Source organism: Ornithinibacillus massiliensis (assembly GCF_018310345.1).
GTDB classification, from domain to species: domain Bacteria; phylum Bacillota; class Bacilli; order Bacillales; family Amphibacillaceae; genus Ornithinibacillus; species Ornithinibacillus massiliensis.
Genome location: NZ_JAGXBY010000004.1, coordinates 39,234 through 52,121, shown reverse-complemented (window position 1 = coordinate 52,121; position 12,888 = coordinate 39,234). Strand labels below are relative to the sequence as shown.

Below are 12,888 nucleotides of genomic sequence, written 5' to 3'. Positions count from 1 at the left end.
AAAGAACTGTACCGCTATTACTTCAAGGAGGGCACCTTCTATAAGCATACGGCTTCCTCATTAAATGAATATTTCCAACTAAATAGAGGCGGGCAAGGAAAAGGAATAGCAAATATAGACTGGAAAGGATTGAATAACCTAACGCTTGCATGGAGAGCGGGGAAGGAAGAGGTAAAGCATACGAAAATAAAGCAAGATGTACAGCAAGAGGAGCAACAAGCAGCACCGCCTAAACAAAACTCTGCGGCAAAGGAAACATTAAACCCGACAGAGAAACAGACAGAAGAACGAACTGTTCAAACTACAGAGATAATTCAAAGGGAGTTTGAGCAGGAGGTTATTCGACTGACCAATATGGAGCGAGAAAAAGCCGGGCTAGCCCCTCTGCAGCTAGATAATCAGTTGGCGGAGGTAGCACGAAGAAAATCAGTGGATATGGCAACAGAAAATTATTTTTCTCATGAGAGTCCAACCTATGGTTCCCCATTTGATATGATCGATAGTTTTGGAATAACGTATTATTCAGCAGGAGAAAATATCGCGAAGGGGCAAACCTCACCACAAGAAGTTGTCCAGGCCTGGATGGATAGTAAAGGGCATCGGCAAAATATTCTTCACCCTGATTTTACTCACATAGGAGTGGGCTTTACGCAACAGGGCTATCATTGGACACAGCAATTCATAAAAAAATTAGATCCATCAGTTAACGAGTCTACCTATGAACAACAAGTCGTGGACCTAACCAATCAAGAAAGAAAAAAGCACGGTCTAGCACCGTTATCAGTAGATAGCAAGCTGGGGGAGGTTGCCAGAGCTAAGTCGAAGGATATGGCGGAAAAGGATTACTTTGATCATACAAGTCCTACATATGGTTCCCCATTTGATATGATGGATCAATATGACGTATCGTATCAAATAGCAGGTGAGAACATTGCTAGAGGTCAATTTACCCCCGAAGAAGTCGTAGAAGCGTGGATGAAGAGTGAAGGGCATCGGGAGAATATTTTAAATCCCGATTTCACCCATATCGGCGTTGGGTTTGTAAAAGAAGGTATCCTTTGGACGCAGCAGTTTATCAAGAGAAAATAAGCGGACAGTTTAAAACTAACTGTTCGTTTTCTTGTCATTAGATTCCGAATATTATATTAACATGAAGGGAGTAAGTATAAGAAAGAGAGGTCAATCGATGAAAAAGAACATTGCTATTGTTATTTTAGCCATACTTAGTTTGGTATTGGTTCAGTTTACTGGTCAATTGTATCAAGATACGAGAGCGTATAAAAGTGAAATCGCTTCTTTTTACGAAAGACAGGTAAAAGATACTCGCAGGCTAGTTAACAGAATTAGTAGCACTAATATAGAAGAAGCTACTAAAACAGAAGACGGAAAAAAGCTACTAGATAATTACCGTGAACAAATACTAAATAGTTCATTTCGATTTATGAACCTGCAAAATGAATTACACACAATTGGATATATGCTCTATGACATAGGACAATTATTACAAAAAGCGGCGGGTATTCAGTATCAGTTAAGGAGGTAGAAGAATTAAAAAAAGAGCTGGAAATGGTTAGTCTGATCATGATGGAGCTTCAAAATCACCAGGATTTTCCTTCTTACGAGCTGTTTACGAAGAGTAACCATGAACTCAACGAAAAAATAGAACAGCGTCTGACCGAAGAATAGTAAGTAATAAAAAGGGAAGGCACGCATCGTCTACGCACCTAGCTTTTTATTCCATAATCTCTTTAATTATCCTTGCCGGATTGCCGCCCACTACAACATTGTCAGGTACATCCTTCGTTACCACAGACCCCGATGCAACGACGACATTATTACCAATTGTAACGCCTGGATTAATTACGGATCTTCCACCAATCCAAACGTTATGACCAATCCAAACGGGCTTACCAAATTCTGCTCCTGAGATGCGCTCCTGGGCATTTAAAGGGTGGGTTGCAGTATAAATATGAACTCCCGGCGCAACGAAACAATTATCACCTATTCGAATCTCACATACATCTAAAAAAACACAATCAAAATTAGCATAGAAATTCTCCCCGACATAAATGTTATATCCGTAGTCACATTTGAAGGTTGGTTCTATGTAAATATTGTTACCTGTTGAACCAAATAATTCCCTTAATAATGTTTTGCGTTTTTCATTATCTGTTTCTAGTGTTTCGTTATATAATCTTGTTAGACCTCTTGCATGTATCCTTTCCTTTACCAGTTCTGGATCTCCAGCAAGATACAATTCCCCGAGTAACATTTTTTCTTTTTCGGTTTTCATTTGATTCACTCCTTTTATTATTAATTGCTTAGTAATAGCATACACCTTTTATTGGATAACTTCTAAGGTTAACTGTTACATTTATATTACTTGAACATAGACGGTTTCAACGTATAATAAAACATGTACAATAGGAGGAATCAAACGATGTTATTTTCTATACGAATCTATACCTATGCAATTATATTAGTTATAGGCAGTCTTTTTAATTTACAAAAGGCAAAAAAATTATACCGAAAAACAAGTACGGAAGAGATTCGAGAAGAAATATTTCATACGCCTAAAACAGTTTCCCAAAAAGTCATTAAGGCTACAGGCACGAATGTTTTGTTAACTGGTAGTGAAAAAATCCCTGAGGGTCCTGTTTTGTATGTAGCGAATCACCAAGGGTTGTTTGATATTTTAGCTTTTTTAGGGCATTTAGATAAACCTATAGGCTTTATTGCGAAGAAAGAAATTAACAAGCTACCAATTATTAGAACATGGATGAGTTTGTTAAACTGTGTATTTATTGATCGGGAAGATCGACGGCAATCCATGAAGGCAATTAATCAAGGAATCGAAAACTTAAAAAATGGTCACTCACTCGTTATTTTTCCAGAGGGAACTAGGAGTAGAGGGAATAAACTAAATGAGTTTAAACCAGGTAGTTTACGACTTGCGACAAAGGCAAATGTTCCAATTGTCCCTGTGACAATTAATGGCACCTATAAGATGCTTGAGGAAGGAAATGGTCGTGTACAGGGTTCTTCGATTACGATGACCATCCATGATGCAATCTTTCCAGAAGAATATGCATCCCTGAAAAGTGCTGATCTGGCAGAACATTTACAACACATAGTTGAAAGTGCTTTGCCATATAGAGCGGAAAGAGAAAAGGAAGTAAAAGTTGCCATTACTACTCAATAGTATAGAAAATTTTCTCGACAGTGTGGTTGTGAATGCCACACTGTTTTTTTACCTTCACAAATGGTTATTTGCGATAAATTTATCCTTTCATGGCAAGAAAATTCTCAATATCTAATCGATAACGTTACATACTAGGGGTAGTAACTTATTTTGTTAATTTGAGGTGAAACAAATGGTTCAGGGTACTGTTAATTGGAATACACAGTTAGATGAAAAGTGGTTGCAGAATTATGTAGATGATTGGGTAACTTTTTACCGTAAAGATACGAAAGAAGGGGAAGTTGCATCTTATATTCCTATCTTAGCCAATGCAAATCCTTGCCATCTTGGCATAGCAATCCATGGAAAAAACGGCCTGAAGATTTGCTCAGGTGATGTTGATATATCCTTTACGATACAAAGTATTTCAAAAGTAATTAGTTTTATAGCAGCTTGCATGGAAAAAGGGGTTAGCTATGTATTAGACAGGGTAGATGTCGAACCGACAGGACAGGCGTTTAACTCCATTATGCATTTGGAAATGAAAAGTCCAAATAAGCCTTTTAATCCTTTCGTCAATGCCGGAGCAATAACCGTAACATCAATGCTTAAAGGGGATACACCTAAGGAAAAGCTAGAGACAATACTAGTATTACTTGAGCGGATGATTGGTTATCGTCCTATAGTTAATCAGGAGGTTTATCAATCGGAATATGAGACATCAGCACGAAACCGAGCAATAGGATATTATTTGGTGGAAACAGGATTTTTGGAATCAGACCTAGAAGTAACATTAGAGACATATTTTCAACAATGTTCCATTGAAGCAACGGTTGAAGATTTAGCTCGAATTGGGTTAATTTTAGCAAATGATGGAGAAGATCCTAACAATGAGGAAGAAGTTATTCCACGTCAAATAGCCAGAATTACGAAAGCATTAATGCTAACTTGTGGGATGTACGATGCCTCTGGAAAATTTGCCACCTATGTCGGTATTCCCGCAAAAAGTGGTGTCTCTGGAGGGATTGTTGCCGTAGCACCACCTCGCGTAAGAAGTTCTGAATTACCTTTTATTGAAGGATGCGGAATCGGTGTTTACGGACCTGCCCTAGAAAATAGAGGAAATAGTATTGCGGGAATGAAGCTTTTAAAACATATTGCATCTCAATGGGATCTAAGTATTTTTTAACTTGTTCAAAGGGGGATTTTATATGTGTGGAAGGTACACACTTCTAGCAGATGAACTAGAGATACTGGAGGAGTTCGAGCTAGAGCAAGAGATTGCAAATTACCATCCAAGTTATAATATTGCACCAGGGCAAAATGTGCTTGCTATTATTCATGATGGTAAGCAAAAACGTGCAGGCTATCTACGTTGGGGACTCGTGCCGTCCTGGGCAAAGGATGAGAAAATAGGGTATAACATGATTAATGCTAGAAGTGAGTCAGCCCATGAAAAGCCTAGCTTTAAGAAGCTACTGTCCCGCAAACGGTGTTTAATTATAGCGGATAGCTTTTATGAGTGGAAAAGGACAGAGAATGGAAAACAAGCAAAACGCATTCAGTTAGCAAATCGTAAGCTATTTGCATTCGCAGGGCTATGGGATAAATGGTCCCAACATGATAAACGTTTATTTACCTGTACAATCCTAACCCGTGAAGCGAATCCATTTATGAAGGATATACATGATCGTATGCCGATTATTCTACCAAAGAGCAAAGAAAATGAGTGGATTGCACCAGAAGAGATGGTCCCATTAGAAGCTAGAGAGTTCATCTTTCATTTAGAACCCGAAGAACTTAAAGCTTATAATGTGTCGAACTATGTTAATACCGCAAAAAATAATAATGAAAGCTGCATTGCTCCAGTTGCGGATTAATTAGTGCCATGAAAAAAAAGAGACCGTAATAACACAGTCTCTTTTTGTTAATGACTTTTTATTCTATGGCTTTCTTTGTTTTTCGATATTCCTTCATCAAATTAACAAACTCATGTGCTTTTGCTTCCGGTGGTCGTGATATTAAGCTGACACCAATAAATAGTACAGATGAAATTATTAGCCCCCATATTCCGGAACCTAGGCCAAGCGGTTTTGTACCAGTAGCTTCTAGATAAAGTACTAAAAGCGCTGTTACAATTACACTAACGATAACTCCTAAGGAAGTTCCACGCTTCCAGAAAAATGTCCCGACAATAGCTGGAACACCAACGATTAACCCAGATGAAGCAGCAACAGACAAGACAGCGATTAAATCTAACTCCAGTTCTGCAAAAGCATAGGCTAATATAGCGATTACTGGAATAATAATTTTTCCGACTTTTAATTGCTTTCGATCGTCTGGCCGACTTTTCATGTTCCCATAGACATCTCGAGCAAACATAGAGGATAAGGTAAGCATGATAGAATCAATGGTGGATACCGCTGCAGCTAAGATTCCAACCATTACGATTACGCCTAATAGTGGTGGAACAGCATCAGATGATAACAGACTAGGAGTTGCTAGGTCTGCTTTTTCTAAGTCTGGGAAAAGCTGTAAAGCTGAAAATCCCCACATAACCGATACAAATGTATAGATTAATCCGAATACAAGAAATCCGATTAACATTTGTCTTAAGCCTTTAAAGGAATTCGGCATGAATAGTCGTTGGCTTACCTGTGGATTCGAAATACTAAAGAAAAACCATGGTATGGTTAATCCCAAGAAAGTTAAAATGCTAAAATAACCATTTCCTGGTACAGCTAACATTTCTGGTTGTGTTGTTTGTAAATTATCGAAAAACTGTCCAAATCCGCCAAGCGAATGGACGATTAAGATTACCACGATAGTAGATGTAATAATCATAAATATTGCTTGAAGGGAGTCGGTCCAAACCACTGAACGAATTCCGGCAGCATAAGAGAAGAACAGAGCGAGCGCGATAGCGATGATAACCCCGGTAGAAAAAGAAATCGAGCCACCTGTCATTCCTTGTAATAAATATCCAACACCGGCCAATTGTACGGCGCTATATGGAATTAGGAATAGACAACTCATGAGTGCAATAACTATTGCAGCAGACTTACTTTGATACCGATCCCCAATCATTTCCGATGGCGTCACATACCCATTTTTCTTTCCAGCTAACCAGAATCTAGGTCCAAATATTAAAATTAGCGAAACACCTATAAAATAAATTATTTCAAAACCAAGTGCACCGACCCCGCCTTGATAAGTAAGCCCAGCTAGTCCAACCATCATAAAGGCACTGTAAGTCGTAGCACTATAACTAAGCGCGGATAATATACCATTCATTTTACGATTGCCAATAAAGTAACCCGACATTCCAGGGAGATTTCCTTTTCTAGATAATAAAGCAATCGTGGATGCGATGATAATATAGATAATAATTCCCCAAATGACAAAACTAGTATTCAATTCTATTCACTCCAATCCCTTGTCAGCATGATGTTTGCAATAATAATAACAACGCCTGTTATACCCCAGAACAAAAAGCTACCTGTCCAAGATTGAACAGCCGATAGCATGGTGTATGGAATAATATAGGCCAAGAGAATGGTTATAATGATAATGATTCCCCAAATACGTTTCATTTGTATTCTCCTTCATTTCATAATTTAATAGATCCACTAAAAACTTTACATGTGTCTTTACACATATATTTACACATATGGTATAAAAAATCAATTGTAATTTAAAAATGACATATTAGTCTGTTACGAATAGGTAAGGTATAATAAGAGAAAATCGTGTAACGTTAGTGTGTATAATAAGTGAAAAAGTATGCGGAGGTTGTACCAATGACGGGAGAAGCGAAAAAAATTCTAGGGGAAAAAAGAAGAAGTTTGATTCTAACTTGGTTAAAGGACGAGCGTGAGCCTATTACAGGGAAAGAGCTATCAGAGCGTTCCAATGTAAGTCGTCAAGTCATTGTACAAGATATATCTCTTTTAAAAGCAACAGGTGAGCCGATTATGGCTACCGCTAGGGGTTATGTTTATTTACGTGATAATCATGAGAACGAACGAGCAACTCGTGTAATCGTTGTGAAGCATACAGCAGAACAAACAGCTGAGGAGCTTTACACATTAGTAGATCATGGAGTTACAGTAAGAAATGTAATGGTGGAACATCCAATATACGGTGATATAACAGGCTCCTTAATGATTAAAAATCGTAAGGAAGCGGATGCTTTTTTAGAGGAATTAAAACATACAGGGGCATCGTTGCTTTCTAGGCTTACAGAAGGTGTACATTTACACGAGATTGAAGCAGAGAGAGAAGAACAGTTAGATCAAGCCTGTGAGGCGTTACGGATGTTAGGGTATTTATTAGAGGATTAACAATATATTTTAGAAAAAAGGACAATTAACCCTTTAATAAGGGAATTGTCCTTTAAAACATTAAGCTCGTTCTTGTTCCTTCTCTTTTCTTGCAACCTCTAAGAACCTCTTCGTTTCATAAACGACTACACCAGATAGTCCTAGTAACCCAATTAAGTTTGGAATTGCCATTAGGGCATTCATCGTGTCCGAAATATTCCAAACTAGATCCAACGATTGAACTGCACCCCAGAAAATAGCTAATACAAATATGATACGGTAAATCGGAACAGCACGATCATTGAATAAATAGGCAATACATTTTTCACCGTAGTATGACCACCCAACCATTGTGGAAAAGGCAAATAATACAATGCCAATGGTGACAATATAACCACCCCAGTCACCTAAGAACGCTGTGAAGGATGCCTGTGTTAGAGGGCCTCCAGATAAGCCACTACCGGCAAGATCTGCCATCACAATGGTAATTCCAGTAATGGAACATACGATAATCGTGTCGATGAATACCTGAGTCATGGAAACTAGCGCTTGCCTACCTGGATAGTCTGTTCTAGCAGCCGCGGCAGCAATTGGTGCAGAACCTAGACCGGCTTCATTGGAGAATACACCACGAGCCACACCATAGCGAATAACCGAACCAAGTAGCCCACCGCCTACAGCACTCGCTGTAAATGCATCCGTGAAAATTAGACTAATTGCCGCTGGTACCAAATCGAAGTTAAACACAATAATAGCAAGTCCACCAAGTACATAGAATAAAGCCATAATAGGAACAAAGAAAGCCGTTACCTTTCCGATACTCTTAATTCCACCAATGATGACGAGGCCAGCTAATACGGTTAGGGTTAGCCCAGTAACCCAAGTAGGTACATTAAAAGAGCTGCTTAATGCATCAGAAACTGAGTTAGACTGAACCATATTTCCTATACCAAATGCTGCACAAGCACCAAATATGGCAAAGAGAACGCCAAGCCATTTCGCATTTAAACCTTTTTCTAAGTAGTACATCGGTCCCCCAGACATTTCACCTTTACTGTTTTCAACTCGATATTTAACCGCAAGTATAGCTTCAGCATATTTTGTTGCCATGCCAAAAAATGCCGTAAGCCACATCCAAAACACAGCACCAGGGCCTCCTAAAACAACAGCAGTTGCTACCCCAACGATATTTCCAGTACCAATGGTAGCTGCCATAGCCGTTGTTAAGGCTTGAAAATGGCTAATATCACCTTTTGATTTTTTATCCTGTTTACTTGGGCTAAACGCTAGACGTAAGGCATAGGGAAGTGTGCGAAACTGTAGAAATCCAAGACGCAAAGTTAGGTATATACCGGTTCCAACAATAAGAATTAATGTTGGTGGTCCCCAGACAAAATCATTAATACTACTTATTATTTTTTCCATATGACCCCTCCTTTTCTTATTTATTATAGATATAATATTTAGAACATTCAATAAGTATTACGAGTTTCCTCTATCATATCACTTAAAACTTATGGCGATATTGATTATAATAGATACGAAAGGTGGATACGTCAATATGATTAAAGTTTTATTTGTATGTCTCGGAAATATATGTCGCTCTCCAATGGCTGAGGCAGTGTTTCGCCATTTAGTAGAGAAGAAAGGATTATCAGAACAGATTAGTGTTGATTCAGGTGGTATAGGCAGTTGGCATATTGGAGAAGCACCGCATACTGGGACTAGAAAAATACTAGATCAACAGAATATTACTTATACTGGGATGAAAGCGAGACAAGTATCTGAAAAAGATTGGCATGATTTTAATTATATTATTGCGATGGATGACCAAAATATAAATGATTTGCAAAAAATTAATTCTAAAACTGAACATGTTGTCGTTGCTAAGTTGATGGATTTTGTGACGGAACCAAAAGAACTAGAGGTTCCAGATCCATATTATACGGGAAATTTTGATTACACATATGAATTGGTTTCAGAGGGGTGTACCCATTTACTTTCGTATATACAGAAGAAACACAACATACAAAAAAGGAGAGATATTGATTGGGTAAAAAAAGATTGATTTCAAGTATTGCTGTTGGTGCGGCTATAGGTGGCATTGTAGCGCTTTTTGATTGGGATACAAGGAATTATGCAAAGCATAAATTAGCCAATGTGAAAGATAAATCTGTCGATATAATGAGAAATCCAGCTTTATCAGTTCATAATGCGCGAGTAGCAATGGAAGAATTTAGTGAGAGCTTCGCATATCAAACTGAAAACGCAGTTAATGCATTAGAACAAGTAGAAAATACATTAGTCAAAGTAACCTCCAAACCTAAACAAATAGAAGGTTAAATACTATTCGAATACAGATAAATATGAATCAGGGACATAGCGCTGACCCCTGTTCTTTTCTGATGTGGGAGGTTATAGCTTGGATCAAACGATAACCTTTATAAAAAAGCTAATTGGACGAATTCTAGAAGTAGAAGCATTTGGTCTTGCCGCACAATTAGCTTATTTTTTTCTTTTATCCTTATTTCCTTTACTCGTTGTTCTTATAACATTAGTAGGTTACCTTCCAATTGATACTGGTGTTTTGATTAGGATATTATCTTCTGTTGCACCACCAGATTCCATGCAATTAATCGAGGCAAATGTGGATCAACTTGTATCACAACAAAATGGACATTTATTATCGATTGGGATTATTGGTACATTATGGGTTGCTTCGAATGGGATCAATGCCATTATGCGTGTATTTAACCGTTCCTATGAGGTGGAAGAAGATAGGTTTTTCCTTATCTCGCGATTGATTGCGATTGTTCTTACAATTGCGATGATCGGTGTTATTGTTATTGCTATTCTGTTACCAGTTCTTGGTCGAATGATCGGAGTCTATTTATTTTCTTTCTTTGGATTATCAGAGGACTTTCTTACGGTTTGGGAGATGCTGCGTTGGGTTGTAACATCGGTCGTATTCTTTATTGTGTTCCTCTTTTTATATAAGTTTGCACCGAATATAAAGGTTTATTTTCGTGAAGCTTTTTGGGGAGCACTATTTGCCACGATAGCCTGGCAGCTGTCATCTTACGCATTTTCCTATTATGTATCCAATCTTGGGAATTACTCAACGACTTATGGTAGCTTGGGAGCAGTTATAACATTAATGATATGGTTTTATTTATCTGCCTTTATTGTCATTATCGGTGGAATACTCAATGCAACCATAAGCAAAATGAAGCATGAGGACTACTAGTTAGTCCTCATGCTTCATTTTAACAAACGCAGTCCATTTAGAATTACTAATATCGTACTTCCTTCATGGCCAATTACACCGAACGGAAGGTCAATGGCTTGGAAATAATTTGAAAGTATGAGAATCACAATTACACCAATTGAAAAGAAAACATTTTGTTTTATAATCCGATTCATTCTTTTAGAAAGTGTAATCGCATTGATAATCTTAGATAGGTCATTTTTCATCAATATAACATCCGCAGTCTCTAAGGCTACATCTGTGCCTTCCCCCATTGCTATGCCTACATTAGCAGTTGCTAGAGAAGGAGCGTCGTTGATCCCATCTCCAACCATGGCAACATGCAGGTAATTTTGTTGTAATTCTTTTACATGGTTAACTTTCTCTTCTGGTAGACAATTAGCAATGTAAGCATCCATTCCAACTTCTTCCGAGATAGCTTTGGCTGTCCGTTCATTGTCTCCGGTTAGCATGATTGTTTTGATGCCAGATTGTTGTAAGGATTGAATGGCCATTTTAGTATCTCTTCTAATAGTATCCTTAAGTCCAAACGCTGCAATAATTCTATCTTCTGTTTTTACGAATACAACGGTTTTCCCTTCACTAGCTAATTGGTTTAAGACACCATCATGGAAGGCTTCAGCTAGTTCTTTGCCAACATATTCTGGTTTTCCAATCTGCCACAACTGGCCCTCAACTAAGGCTTCTATACCTTTCCCACTAATATTTCTCAAATCAACTACATCGATTACCGTTTTAGTTTGACCTATTTGTTCCTTGCTGTAAGAAGTAATCGCATTGGCTAGTGGATGTGTTGATTGACTCTCGATAGCACCAGCTATAGCTAGAACAGCATCTGTATCCGTCCCTTGTGCATAAAAAGCATCTGTAACCATTAAATCACCTTTTGTTAATGTTCCAGTTTTATCAAAAGCGATTGCCTTAATATGGCTAAGGTTTTCCAGGTGCACCCCACCTTTAAATAGAACGCCTTTACTAGCACTTGCTGAAATAGCGGAAAGCATTGCTGGCATAATAGAAGCAACAAGTGCACAAGGAGATGCTACAACTAATAAGATAATAGCTCGATAAACGCTTTCTTCCAACGACCAATTCAATAGTAAATAAGGTAAAAACAACATGATACTAAACGCTACTAGAACAACTTTTACATAAGTTCCCTCAAATTGTTCAATAAATAATTGAGAAGGAGATTTTTCTTCCTGTGCAGATTGTACGAGATTAATGATTTTCTGAAACATAGTTTCATCGGCGCTTTTTGTAATCGAGATTGTAATCGCTCCATCTAACGAAACAGTACCAGCTAGCACTTCTTGTTTTCTTGTCCTCGTTACTGGTATAGACTCACCGGTAATGGCACTTTCATCAATGGAGGTTGAGCCGGTACGAATAATGCCGTCAGCAGGAATCCTTTCACCTGCCCGAACAAAAATCGTATCGCCAATCTTTAATTGTTTGATCGGAACGATTTCTTCTTGACCATTGGTAATTCTAGTTGCTTCTTCTGGTTGAAGCTCAAGTAAGGCGGAAATTTCCTCTTTGCTTTTATTCATCGTATAGGTTTCTAATGCACCTGATAAAGCAAAAATAAAAATCAGTATAGCGCCCTCTGTCCAATAGCCGATTATAGCTGACCCAATGGCAGCGAATATCATGAGCAATTCGACATTAAGCTCTTTATTTTGGATGGTTTCTGTAATTCCCTCTTTTGCCTTTGCATATCCACCAATACTAAAGGCGAGGAGATGAAAGAGGACGAACCAAGTAGAGGATAAATGACTCTCTAATAGCCAAGTGACAAGGATAATAAAGCCACTGAATAAAGCGGCAATTAATTCAAGATGAGGTACTGATTTTATTAACCACTTTGTGGGTTGCGTTGTTACTGATTTAGGAAATATAGCCGATCTCCATTCCATTAAAAGCCCTCCTAACATAGTAATTACTAATTAATAATTATTATAATTTAATATTTACTATTATCATAACACAAGATATACGCCAGTCAATAAAATGTTTCCTCAAAACATGTACTACTAAAAGTGTAGAAAAAACCATAACAGTTAATTGGCTAATTTAAATAATTTGAACGCTTACAATAATGTCTGTTATAATCA

General features: G+C 37.9%; 13 protein-coding genes and 2 pseudogenes. 10 read left to right on the top strand and 5 right to left on the bottom strand.

The window, feature by feature from the left end; all coding sequences use genetic code 11:
- Positions 1 to 327: 327 nt before the first annotated feature.
- From KGF86_RS19340 to KGF86_RS12430, 3 genes and pseudogenes are all read left to right on the top strand, one after another.
- Positions 328 to 690, top strand: a pseudogene (locus KGF86_RS19340) (CAP domain-containing protein); the annotation flags it as partial.
- A gap of 21 nt (positions 691 to 711) precedes the next feature.
- A pseudogene (locus KGF86_RS19335) lies at positions 712 to 1,089 on the top strand (CAP domain-containing protein); the annotation flags it as partial.
- A 97-nt stretch (positions 1,090 to 1,186) separates the two neighbouring features.
- A complete protein-coding gene (locus KGF86_RS12430; protein WP_211742069.1) occupies positions 1,187 to 1,543 on the top strand; it encodes a hypothetical protein in 357 nt (118 codons plus the stop codon).
- Positions 1,544 to 1,732: 189 nt separating this feature from the next.
- Here KGF86_RS12430 and KGF86_RS12425 read toward each other — a convergent pair whose 3' ends face one another.
- The gene (locus tag KGF86_RS12425; RefSeq protein ID WP_211742068.1) at positions 1,733 to 2,293 is read right to left on the bottom strand and encodes a maltose acetyltransferase domain-containing protein; all 561 of its coding nucleotides are present in this window, start codon (positions 2,291 to 2,293) and stop codon (positions 1,733 to 1,735) included.
- Between the two features lie 147 nt (positions 2,294 to 2,440).
- Between KGF86_RS12425 and KGF86_RS12420 the strand changes: the two genes are divergently transcribed.
- The 3 genes from KGF86_RS12420 (at position 2,441) to KGF86_RS12410 (ending at position 5,061) form a co-directional block, all read left to right on the top strand.
- A complete protein-coding gene (locus tag KGF86_RS12420) occupies positions 2,441 to 3,202 on the top strand; it encodes a lysophospholipid acyltransferase family protein (RefSeq protein ID WP_211742067.1) in 762 nt (253 codons plus the stop codon).
- A gap of 172 nt (positions 3,203 to 3,374) precedes the next feature.
- Entirely contained in the window at positions 3,375 to 4,370 is a 996-nt protein-coding gene (locus KGF86_RS12415) for a glutaminase (protein WP_186868883.1), read from the top strand.
- 22 nt (positions 4,371 to 4,392) lie between these two features.
- Positions 4,393 to 5,061 (top strand): SOS response-associated peptidase, encoded by a 669-nt coding sequence (locus KGF86_RS12410; protein WP_211742066.1) that lies wholly within the window; start codon positions 4,393 to 4,395, stop codon positions 5,059 to 5,061.
- A gap of 58 nt (positions 5,062 to 5,119) precedes the next feature.
- Here the strand turns inward: KGF86_RS12410 and KGF86_RS12405 are convergent, their stop codons facing one another.
- The gene (locus KGF86_RS12405) at positions 5,120 to 6,598 is read right to left on the bottom strand and encodes a sodium:solute symporter family protein (protein WP_211742065.1); all 1,479 of its coding nucleotides are present in this window, start codon (positions 6,596 to 6,598) and stop codon (positions 5,120 to 5,122) included.
- Positions 6,599 to 6,600: 2 nt separating this feature from the next.
- Positions 6,601 to 6,774, bottom strand: coding sequence for a hypothetical protein (locus KGF86_RS12400; protein WP_186868880.1), 174 nt, complete (start codon positions 6,772 to 6,774; stop codon positions 6,601 to 6,603).
- A 207-nt stretch (positions 6,775 to 6,981) separates the two neighbouring features.
- Here KGF86_RS12400 and KGF86_RS12395 point away from each other — a divergent pair, with 207 nt between their 5' ends.
- Positions 6,982 to 7,524 carry a transcription repressor NadR gene (locus KGF86_RS12395; protein ID WP_211742227.1) on the top strand — a complete coding sequence of 181 codons (543 nt, stop codon included), beginning with the start codon at positions 6,982 to 6,984 and terminating at the stop codon, positions 7,522 to 7,524.
- 60 nt (positions 7,525 to 7,584) lie between these two features.
- Here KGF86_RS12395 and KGF86_RS12390 read toward each other — a convergent pair whose 3' ends face one another.
- Positions 7,585 to 8,928 carry an alanine/glycine:cation symporter family protein gene (locus KGF86_RS12390; RefSeq protein ID WP_186868878.1) on the bottom strand — a complete coding sequence of 448 codons (1,344 nt, stop codon included), beginning with the start codon at positions 8,926 to 8,928 and terminating at the stop codon, positions 7,585 to 7,587.
- 136 nt (positions 8,929 to 9,064) lie between these two features.
- Between KGF86_RS12390 and KGF86_RS12385 the strand changes: the two genes are divergently transcribed.
- The 3 genes from KGF86_RS12385 (at position 9,065) to KGF86_RS12375 (ending at position 10,750) form a co-directional block, all read left to right on the top strand.
- A complete protein-coding gene (locus KGF86_RS12385; RefSeq protein WP_211742064.1) occupies positions 9,065 to 9,571 on the top strand; it encodes a low molecular weight protein-tyrosine-phosphatase in 507 nt (168 codons plus the stop codon).
- Positions 9,553 to 9,846 (top strand): YtxH domain-containing protein, encoded by a 294-nt coding sequence (locus KGF86_RS12380; RefSeq protein WP_211742063.1) that lies wholly within the window; start codon positions 9,553 to 9,555, stop codon positions 9,844 to 9,846. Before KGF86_RS12385 ends, KGF86_RS12380 begins: the two co-directional genes overlap by 19 nt.
- Positions 9,847 to 9,925: 79 nt before the next feature.
- The gene (locus KGF86_RS12375; protein WP_186868875.1) at positions 9,926 to 10,750 is read left to right on the top strand and encodes a YihY/virulence factor BrkB family protein; all 825 of its coding nucleotides are present in this window, start codon (positions 9,926 to 9,928) and stop codon (positions 10,748 to 10,750) included.
- Positions 10,751 to 10,764: 14 nt separating this feature from the next.
- On the opposite strand, the gene KGF86_RS12370 is transcribed toward KGF86_RS12375, so the two are convergent.
- Complete coding sequence (locus KGF86_RS12370) at positions 10,765 to 12,690, bottom strand: heavy metal translocating P-type ATPase (RefSeq protein ID WP_211742062.1); 1,926 nt, start codon at positions 12,688 to 12,690, stop codon at positions 10,765 to 10,767.
- Positions 12,691 to 12,888 lie beyond the last annotated feature (198 nt).